This window comes from Chelatococcus sp. YT9, from assembly GCF_018398315.1.
GTDB lineage: Bacteria > Pseudomonadota > Alphaproteobacteria > Rhizobiales > Beijerinckiaceae > Chelatococcus.
On record NZ_JAHBRW010000002.1, the window covers coordinates 402,364 to 424,596 of the forward strand.

25 protein-coding genes are annotated in these 22,233 nt (G+C 60.8%); 13 read left to right on the forward strand and 12 right to left on the reverse strand.

Annotated features, from left to right (window positions below):
* Positions 1–2 precede the first annotated feature (2 nt).
* The 3 genes from KIO76_RS21880 to KIO76_RS21890 all read right to left on the reverse strand — a co-directional run bounded on the left by KIO76_RS21880 (position 3) and on the right by KIO76_RS21890 (position 2,496).
* Positions 3–1,337, reverse strand: coding sequence for an ABC transporter substrate-binding protein (locus KIO76_RS21880; protein WP_213325709.1), 1,335 nt, complete (start codon positions 1,335–1,337; stop codon positions 3–5).
* A 628-nt stretch (positions 1,338–1,965) separates the two neighbouring features.
* Entirely contained in the window at positions 1,966–2,169 is a 204-nt protein-coding gene (locus KIO76_RS21885; RefSeq protein ID WP_213325710.1) for a CsbD family protein, read from the reverse strand.
* A gap of 72 nt (positions 2,170–2,241) precedes the next feature.
* Positions 2,242–2,496, reverse strand: a complete 255-nt coding sequence (locus tag KIO76_RS21890; RefSeq protein WP_213325711.1) for a GlsB/YeaQ/YmgE family stress response membrane protein — start codon at positions 2,494–2,496, stop codon at positions 2,242–2,244.
* A 490-nt stretch (positions 2,497–2,986) separates the two neighbouring features.
* On the opposite strand from KIO76_RS21890, the gene KIO76_RS21895 reads away from it, so the two are divergent.
* From KIO76_RS21895 to KIO76_RS21935, 9 genes are all read left to right on the forward strand, one after another.
* Positions 2,987–3,496, forward strand: coding sequence for a ferritin-like domain-containing protein (locus KIO76_RS21895; RefSeq protein ID WP_213325712.1), 510 nt, complete (start codon positions 2,987–2,989; stop codon positions 3,494–3,496).
* A gap of 182 nt (positions 3,497–3,678) precedes the next feature.
* Positions 3,679–4,005 (forward strand): hypothetical protein, encoded by a 327-nt coding sequence (locus KIO76_RS21900; protein WP_213325713.1) that lies wholly within the window; start codon positions 3,679–3,681, stop codon positions 4,003–4,005.
* A gap of 100 nt (positions 4,006–4,105) precedes the next feature.
* Positions 4,106–4,324 carry a con-10 family general stress protein gene (locus KIO76_RS31450; protein WP_213325714.1) on the forward strand — a complete coding sequence of 73 codons (219 nt, stop codon included), beginning with the start codon at positions 4,106–4,108 and terminating at the stop codon, positions 4,322–4,324.
* A gap of 157 nt (positions 4,325–4,481) precedes the next feature.
* Complete coding sequence (locus tag KIO76_RS21910) at positions 4,482–4,814, forward strand: hypothetical protein (protein ID WP_213325715.1); 333 nt, start codon at positions 4,482–4,484, stop codon at positions 4,812–4,814.
* Positions 4,815–5,104: 290 nt separating this feature from the next.
* On the forward strand, positions 5,105–5,314 hold the full coding sequence (locus tag KIO76_RS21915) for a hypothetical protein (RefSeq protein WP_213325716.1): 210 nt from the start codon (positions 5,105–5,107) through the stop codon (positions 5,312–5,314).
* Between the two features lie 159 nt (positions 5,315–5,473).
* On the forward strand, positions 5,474–5,719 hold the full coding sequence (locus KIO76_RS31790; protein WP_363316870.1) for a DUF982 domain-containing protein: 246 nt from the start codon (positions 5,474–5,476) through the stop codon (positions 5,717–5,719).
* A gap of 187 nt (positions 5,720–5,906) precedes the next feature.
* Positions 5,907–6,071 carry a hypothetical protein gene (locus KIO76_RS21925; RefSeq protein ID WP_213325718.1) on the forward strand — a complete coding sequence of 55 codons (165 nt, stop codon included), beginning with the start codon at positions 5,907–5,909 and terminating at the stop codon, positions 6,069–6,071.
* 473 nt (positions 6,072–6,544) lie between these two features.
* Positions 6,545–6,760, forward strand: coding sequence for a hypothetical protein (locus KIO76_RS21930; protein ID WP_213325719.1), 216 nt, complete (start codon positions 6,545–6,547; stop codon positions 6,758–6,760).
* 48 nt (positions 6,761–6,808) lie between these two features.
* Positions 6,809–7,009 carry a hypothetical protein gene (locus KIO76_RS21935; protein ID WP_213325720.1) on the forward strand — a complete coding sequence of 67 codons (201 nt, stop codon included), beginning with the start codon at positions 6,809–6,811 and terminating at the stop codon, positions 7,007–7,009.
* Positions 7,010–7,093: 84 nt separating this feature from the next.
* Here KIO76_RS21935 and KIO76_RS21940 read toward each other — a convergent pair whose 3' ends face one another.
* Positions 7,094–8,887, reverse strand: a complete 1,794-nt coding sequence (locus tag KIO76_RS21940; RefSeq protein ID WP_213325721.1) for a thiamine pyrophosphate-requiring protein — start codon at positions 8,885–8,887, stop codon at positions 7,094–7,096.
* Positions 8,888–9,281: 394 nt separating this feature from the next.
* Between KIO76_RS21940 and KIO76_RS21945 the strand changes: the two genes are divergently transcribed.
* Positions 9,282–9,470, forward strand: coding sequence for a DUF3008 family protein (locus tag KIO76_RS21945; protein WP_213325722.1), 189 nt, complete (start codon positions 9,282–9,284; stop codon positions 9,468–9,470).
* 18 nt (positions 9,471–9,488) lie between these two features.
* Complete coding sequence (locus tag KIO76_RS21950) at positions 9,489–10,346, forward strand: SDR family oxidoreductase (protein WP_213325723.1); 858 nt, start codon at positions 9,489–9,491, stop codon at positions 10,344–10,346.
* Between the two features lie 122 nt (positions 10,347–10,468).
* Here the strand turns inward: KIO76_RS21950 and KIO76_RS21955 are convergent, their stop codons facing one another.
* Genes KIO76_RS21955 through KIO76_RS21975 form a run of 5 tightly spaced genes read right to left on the reverse strand, consistent with a single transcriptional unit; the run spans position 10,469 to position 16,097 of the window.
* Complete coding sequence (locus tag KIO76_RS21955; protein ID WP_213325724.1) at positions 10,469–10,771, reverse strand: hypothetical protein; 303 nt, start codon at positions 10,769–10,771, stop codon at positions 10,469–10,471.
* Between the two features lie 14 nt (positions 10,772–10,785).
* Positions 10,786–13,332, reverse strand: a complete 2,547-nt coding sequence (gene ctaD, locus KIO76_RS21960) for a cytochrome c oxidase subunit I (protein ID WP_213325725.1) — start codon at positions 13,330–13,332, stop codon at positions 10,786–10,788.
* The gene (gene coxB / locus KIO76_RS21965; RefSeq protein WP_213325726.1) at positions 13,329–14,309 is read right to left on the reverse strand and encodes a cytochrome c oxidase subunit II; all 981 of its coding nucleotides are present in this window, start codon (positions 14,307–14,309) and stop codon (positions 13,329–13,331) included. Before coxB ends, ctaD begins: the two co-directional genes overlap by 4 nt.
* Positions 14,306–15,454, reverse strand: a complete 1,149-nt coding sequence (locus KIO76_RS21970) for a c-type cytochrome (RefSeq protein WP_213325727.1) — start codon at positions 15,452–15,454, stop codon at positions 14,306–14,308. The genes coxB and KIO76_RS21970 overlap by 4 nt, the downstream gene beginning before the upstream one ends.
* Positions 15,432–16,097, reverse strand: a complete 666-nt coding sequence (locus KIO76_RS21975; protein ID WP_213325728.1) for a cytochrome c oxidase assembly protein — start codon at positions 16,095–16,097, stop codon at positions 15,432–15,434. The genes KIO76_RS21970 and KIO76_RS21975 overlap by 23 nt, the downstream gene beginning before the upstream one ends.
* A 134-nt stretch (positions 16,098–16,231) precedes the next feature.
* Here KIO76_RS21975 and KIO76_RS21980 point away from each other — a divergent pair, with 134 nt between their 5' ends.
* Both KIO76_RS21980 and KIO76_RS31795 read left to right on the forward strand, forming a co-directional pair.
* Positions 16,232–17,557, forward strand: a complete 1,326-nt coding sequence (locus KIO76_RS21980; RefSeq protein WP_213325729.1) for a PQQ-dependent sugar dehydrogenase — start codon at positions 16,232–16,234, stop codon at positions 17,555–17,557.
* Positions 17,558–17,792: 235 nt separating this feature from the next.
* Complete coding sequence (locus KIO76_RS31795) at positions 17,793–17,939, forward strand: glycine zipper domain-containing protein (protein ID WP_502761901.1); 147 nt, start codon at positions 17,793–17,795, stop codon at positions 17,937–17,939.
* Between the two features lie 334 nt (positions 17,940–18,273).
* Here KIO76_RS31795 and KIO76_RS21985 read toward each other — a convergent pair whose 3' ends face one another.
* From KIO76_RS21985 to KIO76_RS21995, 3 genes are all read right to left on the reverse strand, one after another.
* On the reverse strand, positions 18,274–19,452 hold the full coding sequence (locus KIO76_RS21985) for a GGDEF domain-containing protein (RefSeq protein WP_213325730.1): 1,179 nt from the start codon (positions 19,450–19,452) through the stop codon (positions 18,274–18,276).
* Positions 19,453–20,079: 627 nt separating this feature from the next.
* Entirely contained in the window at positions 20,080–21,033 is a 954-nt protein-coding gene (locus KIO76_RS21990) for an SDR family NAD(P)-dependent oxidoreductase (protein WP_213325731.1), read from the reverse strand.
* 78 nt (positions 21,034–21,111) lie between these two features.
* Positions 21,112–22,122, reverse strand: coding sequence for an aminopeptidase (locus KIO76_RS21995; RefSeq protein WP_213325732.1), 1,011 nt, complete (start codon positions 22,120–22,122; stop codon positions 21,112–21,114).
* Positions 22,123–22,233 lie beyond the last annotated feature (111 nt).

Genomic DNA, 22,233 nt, shown 5'->3' on the forward strand with positions numbered 1-22,233 from the left:
GTTCAGCTCCCGAGCAGAACCTTCATGCGCTCGCTGAGCTCATCTACCGCCTTGTCGGTCGTCCAGCCGTCGATGACGATACGACCGATCGCCTTTTGCCACAGTTGCTCCTGCATGACCTTCGCATAGAGCCGGTTGTAGGCCTGGGGATAAGGGACGTTCTGCGCCTGGGTGAACTGGCGCACCATGGCAGCACGGTGGGGATCATCCGTCTGCATATAGAACGGGTCCTCGATCAGCTTCGGCATGACCGGCATCCAGCGCCCGCCGGTCGCCTTGAGCATGGGACCGATGTTTTCCGGCTGCAGCAGAAGCTTGAGGAAGGACTTCGCATTGTCGATATGCGGAGAATCCCGGAAGACCAGTACCTGCTTCACGGAGATCATCGCCGGCGTCGGCTTGCCATCCGGACCATCCGGCCACGGCACGGTGCGGATGTCATTACGATAGACGTCGGGGCTTTTGGCCTGCAGCGACAAGGGTATAGACAGCGTCGGGTTCATGACGACGACGTTCTTCTTGTTCAGGAAGGACACGTTGTCGTCAACGCCGTTCCAATTCACGGCATCTGGCGGCGAACACTTGGATAAAATCGGCTTGGCGTAGCTGTCGAGCGCCGCGATCACCCGCTTGCGCACCTCCGGATCGCTGATCTGCAACTGCCCGTCGGGATTGACCACCTGTGCGCCAAACGCGTTCAAAGCCAGGTGAATATTGAAGAACGGGTCGTTGGAACTGGTCGAGGATCCCTGCCCAACGCCATAGATGCGATCACCCTTGGTCCTCAGAGCCGGTTGAACCTTTTCGCACCAGAAGTCGAAGAACGGCTGCCACTGCTTGGGCACATCGGCCTCAGTATATCCCGCCTTTTCCAGAAGATCCTTCCAGTAATGGACATGGGGCGTCATCTGTACCCAGGGCACAGCATAATAAGCACGCTTGTTGGTCTTGCCATTCAGGAGGTAGGCAGATTGCAACGGCCCCTTCTGGAACTGGTCCGCGATCGGCTCCAGCACGTCGCTCATGTCGGCCAGCATGCCATCATAGGCCCAGGTCGGCGTGTAGGCGAGGTCATAGCCGAAATCGAAAGTCAGATCAGGCGGGCTTCCGGCCTTGAGCGCGGTTACCACCTTCGCTTCCGTATCTCCCGTTGTATAGAAACTGACCTCGGCGGTTTTGCCGGTTTGCTTCTCCCACAAGGCAACCACGCTTTTCAGCGCGTCGTCTTCCTGCGGATTTGTGCCTTTCGTCCACCAGATGGTCAAATCGGCCGCAGCGACGGCGCTTGTCGTCGCGACGAACGCGGCCACAGCCAGCCAAGCCCTGAAACGACGCATGTCAATGATCCCCTCATTCCAATTATGAGCGCGACGAGACATTGCGGACGATCTCGTCACGGTGCTGCCATTCTGCTGGGCAGCGCGGATATGCTAGAACCACTTGTCTATTTGTCAAACAAAAAGGCGGCGCAAATATCATGCTTTGAAGCCTTCGATGGCACACTCAGTGCTCCGGTTTGCACGGCCTATCAGACAAGTCGACAACCGAGCCCGAGAGGATCTTTTGCCTTGTCCCCGGGCAATGACAGGCTCGGCCCAGCTTATGTTCCGCGGGCGCCCAATGGTATGATCCGCGGTCGTGTCATTCCGACCAGCCGTCGACATTCGATCCGCTCAATCAGGGTAATCACGGCGCGGCGATCGTGGGGCCAGGTCTTCGAGATCTCGTCGAGGTCGACGTGGACGGTAACCTGTGCCGATGCTGGCTAAGGCTTTGCCCGGATATCTCAGCCGACAGGATGACCTACGACGACCTCACGTTCAGGACGGCGGAAGTTCGCGGCCGCCAACGTCAAATACAGCAACTCGGCGGCATCCCTACCGAAGAGAATCCAAAAAAATTGAACCCTGCCTCCTAGGAGACAGGGTTCCAAATCACTCAGGCCTTAACGCCAGACCCTAAAACTCACCATTTCCGGCTGTTATACCAAGTGTCGATATCCGACTTGGCCTTATCTTTCTCGATGCCGTAGCGTTCCTGGATCTTACCTTCGAGTTGATCACGCTTTCCGGCGATGACATCGAGATCATCGTCAGTGAGCTTTCCCCACTGCTCTTTCACCTGACCCTTGACCTGCTTCCAGTTACCTTCAACGCGATTCCAGTCCATTAAGACTTCTCCTTTTTTATGCTTTCGGAAAACCTTGCCCAACCGAAAAGGTTCCGCTCGGAACCGCCGAGCTTATCGTCGGATAGCGCGAGCAATCGCAATCAGAATACAGGCACCGATAAAGCCAGCGATCAGGTAGCCAATCCATCCACCGAAGCTGATGCCGATGATTCCGAACAGAAAGCTGGCGACAGCGGCGCCGATGATGCCCAGGATAATATTCGCGAACAGACCGGTGTCGCTTTTCATAAAGTTCGATGCGATCCAACCAGCGAGGCCACCGATGATAATCGCTGCGATCCATCCTACCGTAGCATCGTTTTCCATGAGCGTGCTCCTTCCATCCGAAGCTTGGCGGTGTCGACGAATGTGGAACGCGCTGTTTCGCTCATGGTTCCGAAAACCGGATCACAACCACCTTCCGCCGCGACCGCTCACCCGCCCGATGCGGTTTCGCCAAATTTAGCCATGGCGACAAGGCATGCCTCACGACTTGGATAGGGACCGTGTATCGGGGTCTCAATGCGATCGGTGATCCACCAACCCGGCGCAACGCCCTTCTGGGAGGCCTGCTCTTCTCGCCAGTGCGCCACGCAGTACTCCGGCTCTTCAGGCTGTCGTATCTTCGCTTCTCGATCTCTTTCCATCGCTCTCTCTCCCGGAACCTTAAGGAAAAATCAGACAGTCCTCTCTTCGTTCCGATGGCTTGGGAGCTCTGGCGCTTTCTTTTCGCCTCCATCAATGTTCCTGCGGCTCAGCTTGGAACTCTGGTGTGGCCCGCTTGTTGGCCTAGGACCCAGACATCCGGAGCACAACGATGGCTACAGCCGAGGAACGCCTCATGGAATGGTTGCGAGATGCGCACGCCATGGAGCAGCAAGCCGAGACCATGCTGAGCGGGCTTTCGAGCCGGATCGAGAATTACCCCGAGGTCAAGGCCCGCATTGACGCTCACCTTAAAGAAACCCGCGTGCAAGCGCAGCTGTTGAACGAGTGCATTGAGCGGCGGGGTGGCGACACATCCTCTCTCAAAGATCTCGCCGGCAAATTCATGGCAATGGGACAGAGCTTGAGTGGTGTCTTCGTCGGTGACGAGATCATCAAGGGTGCGATGGCGGGTTACACCTTCGAGCACATGGAAATTGCGGCCTATGAAGTCCTCATAGCAGCCGCAGAGGCAGTCGGTGATACGCAGACGGCTCAAGTTTGCACACGCATCCTCCAGGAGGAGGAAGCCATGGCCGAGTGGGCCCGTAATAATTTCAACCACCTCACGATCACGTATCTCCGCCGCGAAGAATCCCCGGGCATCGTCGCCAAACATTGAAGCTGACATGATGTACTATCAGCGTATAGCCCGTATACCCAAGCGCGGGCTCTGTAGACCTGATCAAGTGCTTGCGCGCGGTATTGCACGCGCCTTGGCAATCCAGTACGCGCCACTCCCCGAACGCGACGCGGCGTTACGTGAGGTGCTGAGCGTGACCATCCTTGAAACGGGAGGCGAAGATGAAAACGACCGCCCAACTGCGCGAGGGCATCGACAGGGGCCGCGCTAAGGACAAGGTCGACTTTCCCGATCCGGCAGCCGCGCCATTGGGCACCGACGACGAGGCTGCCGGGACCCCTCCTACCCAGGCGGAAATAGAGCTCGCGGCAACGGGGGAGCTTGATCGCTCCGGTGGAAGCTCACCGCACGATACCCGAGAGCGCATGCGCGGACCGTCTGGAACCAGCAACGTGGAGCGAGGCTGGACTGTTACCGCGAAGATTTTGACGGTGATCGCGATCGTCGCCCTCGCCGCCACGGTTCTCGTTGTCCGATTAAGCCTCTAGCGTATGCTTATCATTCACAGTAATGCCACAATGGAATTCGGAACATCATATCACCGGGACTGTTTCTCTTATGTCCGAAACGATGTGAGGAGAATGATCAATGGCCAACCAGACATCGAACCGCGGTTTTGGTGCTATGGACAACGACAAGCAGCGCGAGATCGCGGCGAAGGGCGGACACGCCTCCGGCGGCAACTTCAAGAATGATCCCGAGCGTGCGTCCGAAGCCGGAAAGAAGGGTGGACAGCAATCGGGCGGCAATTTCGCTCATGATCGGGAGAAGGCCTCCGAGGCCGGCCGCAAAGGTGGCCAGCACTGACCCGATGATCCATGTCGTGGCGAGGGACCGTCCTCAGGGCGGTCCCTTTGCTTTTGGGGCGGAGGAACGCATCTTCAGCCGAGATCCCTGTTAAGACGAGTCAATTTGGAACGGCTCGGCCCGCGCTCGCACGAGAGAAAGAAACACCGTACTATCCATGATCGCTGGCAAAGTGTTCGGCAGTTGGCGCTGGAAGAAAAAGATTCTTTCGCCCGACCGGGAACAAAAGATGACTGAGATCGATAAGACAGCTCACTCAGCAGAACTCGCGGCGATGATACGTGAGCGGATCAACACCTGCCTTTCGGCTAATCGACCGCTGCAGGTTCTTCCCCTTGAAAACGATCTGCTGCGAACCTTCCCTGACTTCCGGGATCGCCGGGTGATCCGCGACAAGATCACCGCCCTCGCCATCGCCCGAGGCGTGCCGCTGCTCATGGAAGATTCGTATGAAAAAGGCAGGCGCAAGACGATGATCCGCTCCTCCTGACAGAACACAGCGACACGCCTCGCCACCGCGCGCCACCCTGCTCGCGCGCCAGGCCACGGCGCGGAAGAGTGGCGCCCATTCTAACACCGGCTGGGGCTGCTGCCCGGATACAGCGCCCTTCGCTGTGGAAGAGGCAGCATTGTAAGGAGCAATCCAGCACCCTCTCTGGCGGGCGACAGGCAGAGAATGGCTTGCCGAGAGTTGGAACAGGCGTGCTGGTCGGCTTGTTACCCACTTGAGGTCTGAGGCGCATTTCGATCCGGAGCCTCGATGCAATCGGAGAGCTGAACATGTCGACATCGACGAAAACGCCTGCCAGCATTCGCCACGGCGGCCCCGGCGCCTCTCACGAGAATGCGAAGGACAAGCCTGCCGTGCGAAAAACGCCCGCCGATAACGAACGCGACCATCAAAGCCGCGTCTCAGGCGGTGGTGGAGAGGCTGACAGGCATCACACCCACGACCCGGAAATGAAGGGTGGAGGCAGCCATAAGGTTTGAGGCGGTGCGATTTAATGCAGCGTGGCGGCTCTTCCGCCCCCGGCGACCCGGCCTTAGCCCCCCGGGCCGGCGTGCGGTCTTGCGCGGTTTTGAAGCGCGCGGCATAGCGACGTGCTTATAAATGCGGTCAAGAGCGCAATATTTGTGCTATTCTACAGCATGCCTCGTCTGTGGTTTGATCCGGTTGAAGTCTGGATAACCGATAGCACGCGACGAACAGTCACGAGCGTGGAGGAAGCAGCGCGGCTCCTCATTGATGAATGGCCCGATCCCGATGACACCTGCGACGCCCGGCTGTTCGCTATGGAAACCTGTCACGCGGCACTCAAAGCCAGGACACCTAAAACGATAGATATCGCCCGCTCCGCTTTCATCGAAGCGGCAAGGGAAGCACGAATGATCTAAGCCTCGTCTCCGCATCATCTGGATATCGTGCAGGTACTGCCCGGCGGTCTCGGTGCCTTGGACAACGCGCGCACCTGCCTCGGAGGCATGGCGGAACGCGCTCTCCATTGGAGCAAGCAGGACTCTGTGGTCCGTCGCCCGCTTGTCGCCGCAGTCCTTCCGGGTGAAGCCAAAGGATGATGTCTTCGTGGTCGACCGCACCGCCGCCGCTCCACTCGATCCCTCAACCGATGGCGGCCTCTCTTCCTCCGTTGGCATTGATGCCACGCGGCCCTTCGGCGTCGAGTTCCCCGAGGTCTCGGAAGTACTCGGGTGGCGCGATTTCGATTTATCGGAAATCATCAAGAGGTAACCGGATGTTTCGAGCCACGACGATGTAAGCGAACTTCGTTTCGTTGCCGGCTAAGGAGATTGGCCGATCTCGCGGTCATGATGTCTCCGCAGCACCGGACATGACGCCGGCTCGGCTCATCATGAGACAACCCAGAGGGCATCACCCCGGCCCACAGCGGCGCTTGCCCGGACGGGGTGTGCAAAGTTGCCAAACATTCGGGTTTAAGCAAAAAAGAACCCCGGCCAAAGAGTGGCCGGGGTACTGCGTCCCAGGATCTACACACAAGCACTGGGCTGATCAGCGCCTCTGCCTCCAGTCTGAGCATCCACCAGCGAACGGCAAATGCGTCGTTCACGAAAAAGTTCCGCAGATCCGCTTTTTTTTCGGTGCGGACGAACTTTCTCGACTGCCAAGCAAATCAGCGTGAACCATCGTCGATCAACTGCGTTCAATGGATCACTACAGCAACTCCGCAACCTGAGGAGCGCCCCATGAACGTAGGAACAATCATCGGCATCGGCGTGGTACTGGTAAGCTTGGGAGCTTGTACCACCAACGAGCAACGCGCCTCCGGTGCCGGAGTCGGGGCGGTGGCGGGCGCGGCTGTGGGCGGCCCGGTCGGTGCAGTGGCAGGTGGTGTGGGCGGAGCCGTAGCAGGCCCGACAGTATCCCGCGCCACCGGCGTGCCGCAGAGCCGCCGGCGCTAATCGTCTCGCCCCCAAGCGGGGAACCATTACGGAAGCCAGGATACTTTAATGAAGCTCTCCAAAGAGGACCATGCTCAAATGGAAGCTTTCCTGGAGACGATCCTGAACGGCGTAAGAGACCGAACGTGTAGCGTCGCTACTGCCAAGACCCACCTCATGGAAGCTATTCACGCGATCGATGAAGGCCGGTCCCAGGATTTCATGTCCTGGGCAAAGATGGCCATGAAAGACTGGAGCAGCCGACATTGAGGTGATGCCTCTTCCGCAAGGCCCGCCCCTCAGGGGAGCGCCGGATCCGGGTACTACGGTCCAGTCTCAGATGTCGGGGTCCTATTAGCTATCGCGACGGGTGGGCAGCAGGGTACTGAGGAGAGAGCGCGCCGTGCTCGCAACGATGCTCCCCGACTCCGGATCGCCTCCTGCCAAGGCGCCCACGAACCCGCGTGCTTGTTCAAACGTGATATGCGGCGGAAGCGGCGGCACGTTGGGGTCGGTCACCATGTCGAGGATAAAGGGCCGGTCGGCCGCCAGCGCCTCTTCCCAAGCCGGACCGACCTCATCGGGGTCTTCGACCCGCCGTCCGCCCAACCCCATCAGTTTCGCAATATCAGCATAAGGTAGATCCGGCAGATCCTGACTTGCCGGCCATTTAGGATCGCCAGCCTGGATCCGCTCTTCCCAGGTAACATAGGCGAGCTCACGATTGTTCAACACCATGATGACGAGCCGTGGATCGTCCCACCGCTTCCAATACTTTGCGATTGTGACGAGTTCGGTGATGCCGTTCATCTGCATGGCGCCATCGCCCACAAGGGCGATCGCCGGCCGATCCGGATGCGCGAACTTCGCAGCAATCGCATAGGGAACAGCGCAGCCCATGGTGGCCAGCGTGCCGGAGACCGATCCCATCATTCGGCGGCGGAACCGAAGATGCCGCGCGTACCAGACCGTTGTGGTGCCGCTATCGGCCGTAATGATGCTACGGTCCGGCAGACGATCCGACAGTTCGGAGGCCACCCGCTGCGGATTGATCGGAGACGCTTCGATCAACGCGCTGTCACGGACCTCCTGCCAAGTCTCCCGGACATTCGCCTCGATCGTCATCCGCCACTCGTCGCCTGCCTTGGGCTCCAAGAGGGGGAGGAGCGCCTCAAGTGTGGCGGCGGCGTCGCCGATGAGATTGACCTCCATCGGATATCTCAGGCCGAGCATTCCTGGGTCGATATCGATCTGCACGCCGCGCGCTTGCCCTGGCTTCGGTAGAAACTCAGTATAGGGGAAACCCGATCCGATCATCAGGAGCGTGTCACAGCCCTGCATCATCTCCCAGCTCGCCTTGGTGCCGAGCAGCCCGATTGAGCCGGTGCAGAACGATACGTCGTCAGGCACCGCTGCCTTGCCGAGCAACGCCTTCGCCACCCCCGCCTTCAGCTTCTCCGCAGTCGCGAGCACGGCATCGGTCGCGTTCACAGCGCCCGCTCCGACCAAGATTGCAACCTTCTCACCTGCGTTGATCACATCGGCCGCGCGCTGGAGTGCCGCTGTCGCCGGTACGACGGGCGACAGCTCGACGCCCACGCCCGAATGCGTCATGCCGTGCTCCCGGGACGGCTCCGCCATGGGCTCAAGCTGGAGGTCGTTGGGCAAGATCACGCAAGTGACGCGCCGCTCGGCGATGGCGATCCGGAACGCGCGATCGATTAGATGAGACACCTGCGCGGGTACCGACGCCGTCTCGATATAAGCACCGGCTACATCTTTGAAGAGCGATTGAAGGTCGAGATCTTGCTGGTAATGCGATCCCATAGCGGAGCGTGCCTGCTGTCCTACAAGGGCGACCACCGGTCGGTGATCAAGCCTTGCGTCGTAGAGGCCGTTGAGAAGGTGAACCGCTCCCGGTCCGGACGTCGCAATGCACATCCCGACCTGTCCGGTGAAGCGCGTTTCGCCGGAGGCCATCAGGCTCGCGGCCTCCTCATGTCGGACCTGCACAAATTCAATGTCGCCCTCCCGCGTCTGTAAAGCGGCGATGAGGCCTCCTATGCCATCACCGGGATAGCCATAAACCCGTCTCACGCCCCACTCATGAACACGGGTCCAGATGTAGTCCGAGACGGTGCTAGCCATGATGATCTCCAGAAACAATAGCGGCAGGCAAGTCGCCGAGGTGCGTCGCCCGTCCGGCCCCGATCAGCGATCGTGCCAATGCGTCCTCGATATCAGCGCGCAATTGAGAAGGGATGAGGGCCGATGCGAACCGGTCTTCTTTAGGTTCAGAAGATCGCGTGAAGTCAGGCGTCAGATGGCCCTGCCGGAGGCGCGCAAAGCATTTCCGCGGTCTCGACCTCGAATACGTCACTCCATTCTCTCGTGTTCTCCGCCGGTATCGAGGGGGCAACGGCTGCTTCCTGGATATGTTCCGCCCAAAGCCCTTGAGGGCGCTCTGGCGAAAATTCCCTTGGGAAGGGAACGCGGCCCCCTTTCGGCCGTTGGCTCTGTGTCCATCAGCGGAGTTATCGTCATGCCGGCGAAGTCCAAAGCCCAGCAGAAAGCGGCTGGAGCCGCTCTCGCAGCGAAGCGCGGGGAGAAGGGCGCAAGCAAGTTGAAAGGCGCCTCGAAGGAAATGGCGAAATCCATGACCGAAAAGGAGCTCAGCGAGATGGCGTCGACGAAGCGCAAGGGCAAGCCTGAACACGCTTCCAAATCCTGACCGCTCCCGGAGCCCGATATGACCGAGTATCCCAAGCCTCCATTTCCGCAGCAGCAGCAGCCTATGCCCGGTTCGACCGAGAAAATGACTCCGCGGCCGGACCACGGTGAGGACTCCTACCGCGGCTCTGGTCGTCTCGCAGGCAAGCGCGCGATCATCACGGGCGGGGACAGCGGCATCGGGCGGGCCGTCGCGATTGCCTTCGCCAGAGAAGGGGCTGATCTCCTCATCTCATATCTCGATGAAGACGAGGATGCGGCAGAGACAAAGCGGTGGGTGGAAAAGGAAGGCCGCAAAGCCGTGCTGATGCCGGGCGATATCCAATCGCCAGCCCATTGCCGGGAGATCGTCGCGAGAGCAAAGGCTGAGCTCGGCGGGATCGATATTCTCGTCAACAACGCCGCCCACCAGGCGTCGTTCACGAATATGGACGAGATTTCGGACGAGGAATGGGAACTTACCTTCAAGGTCAACATACATGCGATGTTTTACCTGACGAAGGCGGCCGTTCCTCTCATGCCGCCGGGCAGTGCGATCATCAACACCGCATCCGTGAACGCAGACATGCCGAACCCGACGTTGCTCGCTTACGCGACTACAAAGGGTGCTATTCAGAATTTCACGGCCGGCCTCGCACAACTTCTTGCAGAGAAGAACATCCGGGCAAATGCGGTCGCTCCCGGACCCATTTGGACGCCGCTCATTCCCTCGACCATGGATGCGGAGAAAGTCGCCAGTTTCGGCAAACAGGTGCCCATGAAGCGTCCCGGACAGCCGGCTGAGCTGGCAACCGCTTACGTCATGCTCGCCGACCCGCTTTCCAGCTACGTCTCCGGTGCGACTGTCGCAGTCACGGGCGGCAAGCCGATCCTTTAGGACCTGCGGGCGCATGACCTGTGTCATCTGCCGACGTTCTGAGCCCCCGAGGCGGTCTGGATCGCACCTGCGTCTCCCTATGGCTCCCGCGCTCGCGGCTACATGGTCTCCGCGGGCGGATGCTAACTGCAGGCAGGCAAAGCCGCCGCCATCGCTGCAAAGACGATTGCCAGCGCCGAGAGCGCATCGAGGCCGATTGCTATGGGGGCAAGGCCCCTTTGGACGTCGTGGCTCGTGCGCCATCGCCGCAGAGCTACGCCATGCCAGGCGAGGACCAGAAGCGCCGCGAACGTCGCCGCCGTGACCAGGGCATCGTGGGCGCCCGGGAGACCGGCTCGGCAAAGCAATGATTCCGACGTGTAAATGGCAAGGAAATGGCAGGCCCACAGCGCGGGGCCAGCCAAGACATGACCTACGGAGCTCAAAGGAAGAGCGCTCTTCATCCTGCCACCAGCCGCGGAAAGCCGTGGGTCAGCACGAGACCAAAAGTGGCTTGGCCAAGCGAATAAGCCCAGAGTAGAGCGAGGTTGTCGAAAACAACGCGGCGGATCCGGTCAACCCGCCCGGCGAGCAACCGCGCCGCCGCGAAGCCGGCAATGAGCAGAACCGCGCCTGCGATCTGCGCCTGCAACGCCGCGTTAGCGTAGACCATAGCGGCGTATCCGCTCGCCTGAGGCCGCAAGCCCGCTTGCCAATGCTGCAGGATGTCCGCGCCGATGGCACCTGCCAGGGCGATCGCTCCGAAAAGAAGAAGGACTGCGACAATGCCATTGCGTCGACGCGTCTCGCCGAGCAGACGTCTTGCGATCTCCAACAACCCGCCGCTTAGGACTACGAGCGCAAGTGGGCCCAGGAGGGCAAAGGCCTCGGGCAGTTGCTCGACTCCGGGCCAGAACTGCGGCGCCACGGTCCAGAGATAAACATAACCGAAAAGGTAGGAGAGATAGAGAGCAGCAGCGACAAGCAGCAGAACCACCATCGCCCACCAGCTGTGAGAAAGCGCCCCCGAAGCATAACTCGGCAGCGTGATACCCCCGCCGATATCGATGTCTCCCGCCCGTGCCGGATCGCACTCCCACATCCAGACCATGATTGCAACGATCGCTCCGAGCCCGCAAATTCCCGCAAGCACCACGGCCTTGACCGTCAACAGAAGGAAAAATCCAGCGGTGAACACCGCAGCCGCGAAATGCGAATAGCTAGGTCCGGTCAAGCGCATGACATATTGAGGCTCCGCTTCAATCGGTGAGGTCACGATTGTCTCACGGGCCCCAGTTGCGCTGCGCGGCAGGTAGTGCTCTCCCGCCTCGACCTCGCGGGCGAGATCAGGATGATCCCAAAGCGGCTCCCGGCCTTCGACCCGCGGAATGCTGCGCGTGCCGAACTCCTGGTTAGGCAGCCATTCCAATGTGCCCCCCAACCAGAGGTCACCAGCTGGCTCGGACTTCGTCAGCCGAATATTGCGGGCTCCATCGCAAAGGAAGATCAGGATGCCCATGGCAAGCATGAGGGCGCCGAACGTCGAGATCAGGTTAGGCGTCTCCCAGCCCAGTCCGGCAGGATAGGTATAGACGCGTCGCGGCATGCCGATCAAGCCAGTCACATGCATCGGCAGGAAGGCGACGTTGAAGCCGAGGAAGATCAGAGCAAAGGCCCAACGGCCGAGCCGCTCCGAGAGCGGCCGCCTGCTGAAAGCCGGCGCCCAGTAGTAAATTGCCGCAAAGAGCGGGAAGACCATACCGCCGAACAGCACGTAATGCAGATGAGCCACGACGAAGTAGCTGTCATGCGCCTGCCGGTCGAACGGTACCATCGCCACCATCACGCCCGTGAGACCACCGAGGGTGAAGATGACCAGAAAGCCGATCACGAAGAGCGACGGCACGGTCAGTCTCAGCCGGCCCGCTGCGATGGTTGCGATCCAGGCAAAGACCTGGATTCCGCTCGGGATCGCCACCGCCATGCTCGCGGCCGAGAAGAAGCCGAGCGAACGCGACGGGATGCCGGTGGTGAACATGTGGTGGACCCACAGTCCAAAGGAGAAGAAGCCGACTGCGATCAGCGCAACGACGATCAGGTGATAACCGACGAGCGGCACCCGCGCCATGGTCGGGACAATCATTGAGACCATTCCGGCGGCCGGGAGGAAGATGATGTAGACCTCGGGATGGCCGAAGAACCAGAACAGGTGCTGCCAGAGCAGCGGATCGCCTCCCTTTTCGGCGATGAAGAAGGGCCAGCCGAAGGCGCGCTCCAGTTCCAGTAGAATTGTCGCAAGGATCACCGCTGGGAAGGCGAAAACGATCATCCCTGCGAAGATCAGGAGCGTCCAGGCAAAAATCGGCATCCTGGTCAGCGTCATGCCCGGCGCCCGGGTGCGCAAGACGCCGACGATGATCTCGATTGCGCCTGCTATCGCCGAGATCTCAATGAAGCCGATACCGAGCAGCCACCAGTCCGCCCCGATGCCGGGTGAGAAACGCTCTCCTGTCAATGGTGGATACATGAACCAGCCGCCATCCGGAGCGGTGCCGAAAAACAGGGTGCAAAAGAACACCAGCCCGCCGACGAAATAGGCCCAGAAAGCAAAGGCGCCGAGACGCGGGAAAGGCAGATCGCGGGCACCAAGCATCTGCGGCAGCAGCAAGATGCCTGCCGCCTCGACCGCTGGCACTGCAAAGAGGAACATCATCACCGTGCCGTGCATGGTGAAGATCTGGTTATAGGTGTCCGGCGAGAGGAAGTCGTTGCCTGGCACCGCAAGTTGCAACCGGATGAGGAGCGCCAGTATTCCGGCGAGAAGGAAGAACAGGAACGCCGTTGCGATGTAAAAGTAGCCGATGACGGTGTTATTGACTTCGGTAATCACGCGCCAGCCGCGGGGGGAGCGCCAAATCGCCTCGAGGCGCTGACGCTCAACTTCAAGCGGCTCGGCCTCGGAGAGCGAACGCGCGCGATCATGCGTGCGAGGTGCAGCGGCAGTCATTTCAGGCTCCCAAGGTAGGCGGTGAGGGCCTGCTGCTCGTCAGCGGAAAAAATCGCGAAGGGCGGCATCCGACTGCCCGGCTTGACCATTCCCGGGTTAGCGATGAAGCGGATACGGTTCTCGGCGGTGTTCGGGAGGGTTGCGGCTGCGAGAGAGCGCCGTTCGCCGATACGGGAGAGATCCGGCGCAATGGTCCCGGCCGCACTGGTGCCGCGTACCGCATGGCAGGCACCGCAGCCGGAAGCAATGAAGAGGGCAGCGCCCCGCCGTGCCAGATCACCGGCGGGCGCGGGTGGAGCATCCGCGGCAGCGAGCCAGGCGTCGAACTCAGCCTGGGATACCGCTACGATCTCCAGTGACATCTGCGCATGGGCGGTGCCGCAATACTCCGCACACTGCCCCCGATAGATCCCAGGCCGTTCCGCCCTGAGCCGGAGCCTGTTGGTTCGGCCCGGAACCATGTCCAGCTTGCCGCCGAGGCTCGGCACCCAATAAGAATGGATGACATCAGCGGTACGCAGCACAAACTCGATGTCGACGCCGACCGGCACCCGAATCTCGTTGGCTTCCGCGACTTTGCTGCCGCCCTCGCCTTCATAGGCGATGCGCCACCAGAACTGCTCTCCTGTGATCTCAATTCTCACCATGGAGGCGCTTGGCGAAGCGATCGTCTCGCGCATCAGCCAAACGCCGTATCCCAGGAGAACAGCTAGCGTGACCGAGGGAAAGACGATGCCCCAGATCCGGATCGAGCCCTCGGTTCGCAGAAGGCGCCGGACTCGTTCTGGCCCTGCGATTGCGAGCACGAGCGCGACAAGCACGATCAGGAGAACCAACGCCGCCCCCACGAAGAGGATCCAGCTGAGCAAAGCGACGCGCACCGCTTCCTCGCCCGCAGGCGCCATCGCCGACTGTCGCTGACACGCCGGTAGCGCGAGCAGGCCAACGCCGAGAGCGGGGAAGCGGAAGTCCTTCATCGATGGACCTGCCCCGCTGGCGTCTGGCCGGCAAAATAGGCGGCGAGGTCTTTGGCCTGTTCGGCGGTGAGGCGACGTCCAATCGGCGCCATGATACGGCCGGTTGGGCTGCGCGCGTTAAGACCCGCCCGCCACGCGGCGAGTTGGCCTTCGAGATAGCGCGAGGACTGGCCCGCCAGGCGCGGAAAGGTCGGGGAGGCGTCCTCATTGTGGCAGCTCACACAAGCCGGCACGCCATGGGAGGGATCACCTTCCCGCGCCAGCTTTTCGCCCCGCGCGACGGCCTGTGGGTCGAGCCGCTCGGGCGAGGTTACGGGCCGGGGCATGCCTGCGTAATGAGACGCCAACGCCCTGATCGCCGCGTCGCTGAGATCGGCAGCGATCGTCTGCATCACGCCACTATCCCGTCGACCGGCGGCATATTCTCGCAACGCGTTTTCGAGCATTTCGCGGGGCTGGCCATGCAGGATGGGAACCAGCCCGCTGGCCGGCGCCCTGACGTTACCGTGGCAGCGCGCGCAGGCGCCGATCGCCTCCCGGTCACCACCGGTCGCCGCGATCTCCGCGCCGCTCGGCGGCGCCAGATCAACCTCACCCAACGCCAGCTTCCGATACGCGGTGCGATCGAGTTCGGGGAAACGCCGGAGAAAGGCGACCACGGCCCAGATCTCGTCGTCACGCTCGACGGAGGGAAAGGCAGGCATTCCAGCATATTTCAGCCCGTGCTTGACGATCCAGAACAGCTCACCGTCTGTCCAGGTGCCCACTTTGTCCTCAAGCGCCGGCGGCGGCGGTAGCATCTGCGCGGCTACCAGCGGGACTGAACTACCCGGAGTGCCATGGCAATAGGCGCAACCCGCGTGGAAATGTCCGGCGCCAAGTCGAACGCGATCTGCATCGAAACCAGGCGGCAGTTCTCCATCGGGAGCGCGCGCCTTCACGGAATTCTCCATGCCAAAGCGCAGCAGCCATTCGGTTATCGCGAGGTGGCCGCGACTGGCAGCGATGTTATAGGCACCCGTCCAGGCGAAGAACAGCCCCGCCATGGCGGCGGCAACAACGGCCGCGGCGATGGTCAGGCCCAGTCGGCCAGGCGTCGCCAGCGCCCAGGCCGCCGTTCGCCTAGCTCGAGCGAGCGGCGACATGGGAACGCGTCTGGGCTCCATCGAGCCAGGACAGCATGCGGGCCGCCAGCGCGACGCCAACGACGAGATAGCTCAGCGGACAAGCCGTCACCATCAGGAGACCGGCGAGTTGCTGGTCTTCGAGGCTGGAGGGCCCAGTCGTGCATAGTGCGAGCGCTAAGCCGGGCAAGGAAAAGAGGTCGCGCGGGGCGAAGATCAGCAGAGCGCCGAGCAGGCAAGCAAGCTTGCCCGTGACGAGCAGCGCCGCCAGTGCACTCCAGTTGCCCCAGCGCGCCGCTCCGATCACTCCCTGCCAGAACCAGAGTGCGGCTACGCCCAACAGCCCCATGAGACCGACCTGTGCAAGCGCCGAACTCGCCGCAAGCTGCTGAAAGAAAGGCGTATGCCATGCCCATAGAAGGAGGAGCTGACACGAAGCGGGAACAGCAAGCGCCGATATCCTCAAGGTCGTCAGAGGCAGGGCAAGCGCAAGCGCGGGTGCCAGAATATTCATCAGCACAAGATGCTGCAGCATCTGAACCGAGAGTGGACCGAACTCCATCAACGGGACAACGGCAGCACCTGCAAGGGCCAGCACGCCGACGCCCGCCAACACGGGCCCGGTCACAGACAGCGACCTTTCGGTGATCTGCAGCTGCTGCAAACGCTTGCTCCCCTCCAGCAATAACCGGATATCCCCGCAGGGGTTCCCTCAAAAAATCCAAGCCATCGCCGAACCTCGGAGCGCCCGTCACGTTCACCCTCCAACACCCGCCCGATACGCACCAGGAGGCCGCAATGGCGCGCTCCCGCAAGCTTCTCCTCCATGCCAGCGCTGCGGCTGCAGTCCTCGCCCTCGCTGCTTGCAGCGAACAGCCGCTGCCGGAGGAGGCCGGATATGGCCCGAACCCGACATTGCCGGAGCCGAAATCCTCATGGCTACCAACCATCAAGGTTGCGAAGGCCATTGGCTGGAAGGGCGATGAAAAGCCCACACCGCTCGCTGGCGGACAGGTGACCGCCTTCGCCACGGGACTCCAACATCCCCGCTGGCTCTATGCACTGCCCAATGGCGATATCCTGGTCGCCGAGAGCGATGCCCCACCAAAGCCCGATGACAAGCGGGGCGGCCTTCGCGCCTGGGTGCAGGGCCTGTTCATGGAGCGGGCCGGATCTCGGACACCGAGCGCAAACCGTATCAGCCTGCTGCGCGACGCGGACGGCGATGGGGTCGCCGAGACGAAGAGCATCTATCTCGACAACCTGAACTCACCTTTCGGAATGGCGTTGATTAAGGATCAGCTCTACGTCGCCAACGCGGACTCGGTGGTGCGCGTGCCTTATGTCGCGGGCGAGACAAAGAATGCTGAGAAGCCGGTCAAGGTTGCGGACCTCCCAGCGGGGCGGAACCATCACTGGACAAAGAGCCTGGTTGCCAGTGCCGACGGCTCGCGCCTCTACGTCGGGGTCGGCTCTAATTCCAATGTGGCCGAAAATGGCATGGCTGAAGAGGAAAACCGCGCCGCTGTCCTGGAGATCGAGCCGCAGAACGGGACCACCCGGGTCTTTGCAAGCGGTTTGCGCAACCCCGTTGGCATCGACTGGAATCCGACAACCGGCGAGTTGTGGGTCGCTGTCAACGAGCGCGACGAGATCGGCGACGACTTGGTGCCTGACTACATGACGTCGGTAAAGCGCGACGGCTTCTATGGCTGGCCTTACAGCTATTATGGCCAGATCGTCGACGAGCGCGTGGAGCCGCAGCGACCCGACCTTGTCGCGAAGGCGATCAAGCCGGACTACGCCCTCGGTTCCCATACGGCTTCGTTGGGACTGACCTTCGTCAAGGAAGGTCAGATCAGTCCAAGCTATGCTGGCGGCGCCTTCATCGGCCAGCATGGCTCCTGGAACAGGGCGAGCCCGGTCGGCTACCGCGTGATATTCGTGCCTTTCGTTGAGGGCAAGCCATCTGGCCCGCCGCGCCCAGTTCTTACAGGGTTCCTGAACAACGACGGGGAGGCGCGCGGTCGCCCCGTTGGCGTGCTGGTTGACGGACGGAATGGGCTATTGGTCGCCGACGACGTTGGTAATGCTGTCTGGCGCGTGGTTCTGCCTCCGAGCTGACGTCGGGATCGCTGGCTAGCCTCGAGAAGGCGGGTCGAGTCGACCCATCGCGGGCGCCTCCTCATAGGTCGTCCCTCCAATATGATCACCCCAGAGCGGGCCGGCGACGTTCCGGGGGTGAGCCACGGCCCAGTACTCATAGGGAGCCGAGGCCCTGATCATGTGCAGCTGACATCACGTCTTTTCGTACATCAGCCAAGCTCGAACCAACCGCATCCATGGGCGTTCTTCCCGTATGGGAACGTGGATTTCAGCTGGCGTCGGAATAGGGGCAGTCCTCGGCACCCTCCTCGATAATTTGGCAGTCGGCATCGCGTTGGGCATAGCAGTTGGAGCTGCGGCGGGCCATGCGCTGAAGGAGCGGGGGCCACCATCGAATTGAGCCCACCGCCAACCTTCAGATCAGTGGCCTCATCCGGTCATTCGAAGTATACTCAGCGATAAATCGACAGTTTTCGATATCCACGCCGGTGGATTTCATGATCTGGAAACAGGGTCACGCTGATTCGCACCTGACCTTGCAGCCCGATCACAAGGGAGCTCCGTTCAACATCGGCCACATGCTCGCCCGCAATGTTTATGCTTTGGACGACGGGCTGAGGCAAGGGCCGGGTCATATCGCACGGTCATTCTGCTCCTTGCGGACAGCTTGCGTCACCAGCCGGAACTCCTCGCCAGCCCGGAATAGCCACGGCGATCCGCCACCGCGCTCGGCACTAGGGCGCTGACGATGTCGAACCTTGGGCAAATTCTCGCGGGCGTGCCATGCCCACGCGGTTTCTTCCATCTTGCTTGGCCATATAGAGGGCGAGGTCGGCGCGATTGACGGTGTCGTCCAGGTCCTCGCTAGGTTCGGCCTGCGCAACACCAAAACTTGCGGTCAGCTGCCATGAACGCGGGAGCGACACGAAGTGCGTGCTGCGAACAGCCTCTCTGATCCGCTCTGCGTACTGGCTGGCGGCTAGGAAATCCGTGGCCGGCAAGAGGACGAGGAATTCTTCTCCTCCTAGACGTACACACAGATTGTGCGCACCCGACTCTTTCATCAAGAGCCGCCCAAACTCGCGAAGCAGACGGTCACCGGTGGCGTGACCCAGCGTATCATTGACACTCTTGAAATGATCGATGTCGCCTATGACAACGCTCAGGGGTGCGGATCGGTCCTTGCGTACTCTGGCATGCGCTTCCTCGAGGCCACGTCTGTTAAAAAGGCCTGTCAAGGGATCGGTGACACGTTCTCGGCGGAGGTCTTCGACAACGTCGCTGACCGCAACGGCCAGCAGTGACAATGCCAGAATCACCCCCAGCGCCGCGAGGGAAAATTGCAACGCCAGCCAGAAAGTCGAACTCGCAAATTCACGGGCCGCCGGCATCTGTGGCTGTACGGTCAAGATGGTCCGCGGGAAGAAATGGAAGCCAAAAGCCACCAGAACCCAAAGAAGCACACGCTCCGGTAGCCGGCCGGAACGTAGATGTCTGATCTTCCATGCCGTTGCTAAAAAGATAAGTCCAAATCCGTAATTCAGGATGTAGATTCGAATGACAACATTCCGGTCCACATAGAAAAAATATGCAATCCCCGTAACAATAGATATGAGAAGAATGAGATGAGTACGCCATCCGACCCCAGCACCCGAGCGTATGAGGAGGCCCTGACACGCAAGTAAGACGCTACTGGTGTAGATGAATGCCGAAACGACGGCATTGAATCCTACGTTGCGTGGAACAGCCAAAATTTGCGAAAGCGATCCGAGGCAAAAGAAAAGCGCAGATACACCAAAATATAAAAGGTAATTCCGATGCTGGTCGATTCTCCAGGTCAAAGTGAACGCAACAGCAAAGATCAGAAGGATCGTCGGGCCAATCAGGACGAGAGGGTTTGCCGGCATGATCATGATTGACTATCGCTGGGCACAAATCACTGTCTTCGCCATCGATAACCGGAGTTCACATATTCATCAAGCATCGCCGGACCATCCGTCTAGCGGGCAGACGAGCTGACAAGACCAGCCAACCCGCGCCCGTGCTCGCTCGCTATGCGGCGGCGACCTCGGAGCCGAGCGGAAGAGCGCGCCCGAGCCGCCCCGAAAGGAAACAACGAGAGGTCCCTAAGCGGTGGGAACTGCTCCGCCGCGGATGAGCGTTGAGGCGCAGCAACAAGCCCTCCTGGAGAGGCTCGCACAGCATGCGGGACGCGCTCATATCGGTACGAGGGAGCGATCCGGCTTGCCAATATTGTGTCGGGCGGATCCGACACGCCGGGCTAAGGTCGGCTCTCTCGCGGAAGGAAGATGTCACGCATCTTCACGCCGCAACGTGAAAGGTGATGCAACCCAGGCAATTTCGTCAGCCTCTTCTCTGAATCCCTGTCGTTGCGACGTCATGGTGAAGATCCAGGTGAGGCGCGCAGGATGCTTCCGAGGATCCACGCGCCGCCAAATCGCGCTCCCTGCGACACTGCGTCGATCTAGAAGAGCGATATCGGGTGGGGTTCTTGTCACAACTGGACAAGAGCGACGCGCTCAGCCGACCAACTGCTCGGCAAGCCGCCACAAACGCCGGGCGCTGTCGATGGAGAGCGCATACGGCTTCACGCCGACATTGGGGTTATCTTCCGACCATGGTCCGGATTCGTTGCAGAATTCGAAGTAGCGGCCGCCTCTACCCTCGACCTCCGGCGCGGTGGCAAGCCAGACGGGAGTTGCAGCGCACTGCTGAGGGCTGCGCCAGCGCGAGAGTACGTTGCCGTCCTCGTCGATCCAGCCGAGTTCCTGCATTTCCTCCCGGGTCAGGTGACGCTGCAGGCCCGTCATCGAGCCGCCGGGATTCATCGTGTTGACTGTCACGCCGTACGGGGAAAGCCGCTCGTTCAACGCCACGGCGAGCAGCGCGCAGGCCGTCTTGGATTGACCGTAAGCCTTCCAGCGATCATAGGAGGTCGTCTTGAAGTCCGGGTCCTCGAAATCAACATCCGCCCGCCGGTGCCCGATCGAGCTGACGCAGACCACACGGGCCTTTCCCGAATTTATCAATGCGGGCTCCAGGCAGCGCGCCAGCTCGAAATGGCCTAGAAAATTGATCCCGAACTGAAGTTCGTGGCCTTCCTTGGTCCGGCCGAGCGGCGGCGCCATGACACCGGCGTTCTCGATGAGAATATCGAGCGGCAGATTACGCGCGAGGAGCCCATCCGCGGTCTCGCGAACAGAGGCGATCGAGCCGAGGTCCAGGCGCACGGTCTCAACGCCGGAACCGGGGTGGGACGCTCCTATCGAACGGACTGCGTCCAACGATTTCGCATCGTCGACATCGGCGATAATGACCGTGGCGCCGGCTGCCGCCAGCGCACGCGAGATCTCGAGGCCAATGCCGGACGCGCCACCGGTGACCATGGCGACACGTCCCTTGAGATCGATTCCCTTGACGACTTCGAGCGCCGTTGTTTCCGAATTGAATCGCGAGATAATGCGGTCAGTCATGGCTTGCTGCACTTCGATCCTGGCTAAGAACTGCACGGTCACGCGCGCCTTGTACGCAATGAGCGGGCGCGCGAAACGTTAGTCCCGTTCATCTTGAGTGGACACACCGTCCCTGACGATGACCTTTCCATCGATCTCGACGGTTGGCTTGTGCATCACCAGATCAATGTGAATATTGGAATTGACATCCTGATTGTAGACAAGCCCGTTGCCGACGGCGATATGCAAGCGCCCGAGCCCCTTCTTGTAAGTGTTGCAGCTGTGGTCATTGGCTTTCGCGTTGATGCCAAGCGCGATCTCGGCAATGTTGGCGCCGTTCTCATTCTCCGTAATCAATTTCCACAACGCCTTCGAGGTCTCGGGATCCCCGGTGACGCCAGTCGCAAGTCCATTCTCGATCGTCACCACAACCGGCTCCTTCGGCCAGTCAAAGCCGAGCACCGGCCCGTCGCAGACAAAGCGGCCGTTGGTCGAGCCGACGACCGGCCCTTGGTAGACCTCGCCCCAGTTGCAGGGCGACATCTTGCCGGGTACATGGGCGAAGTCGGAGCGATGGGAAGGCTGCCCCTTGATGCTGGCCGTCAGGTCGGTGCCCGCAGCCGAGGTGACGCGCACAGTATCTCCGCGCTGGAAGGCGGCTTGCCAGAAGTTCGCAACCTTCGCCATGGCCGCATAGTCCGCTTCCATGACCGATTCATGGAATAGGTCCCGTCGGCTCCGCTTCACCATAAACACACCGCGCAGCTTGTTTGCGCGCAAAAGGCCAATCGGCACCTGATGGTGCGGAAGCGGTGCCGACGTGGTGCGCGTCAAGCTGATGATGATGTCCTGTCCGGGCATCATCGCCTGGACCGCTGCCGGCAGGTATTCGCCCCCGGCCATCGGGTTGTCATTCATCTCTATGAGGAGCGTTTCGGCGCCGATCGCGCGGCTGAGCTCGGTAATGGCGTTCACCACGTCGCCATTTTCCTTCATGCCCGCCACGTCGGTCACGATCAGAACCTTCTCGCTCGGCCTGGTTGCCAGAAGGGTATTGACGACGATATCGGCCAGTCGCGCGACCTTATCGGCCTCGTTGTCAACGCTCATCGCTCTCTCCCAACTGAGACACGCCCTTGAAATATACCGATCGGTAGGATTGTGCAATTGAAAATGAAACTTGTTTCATATACTCAATTTGGTCGAGGCGCGTGGCACGCA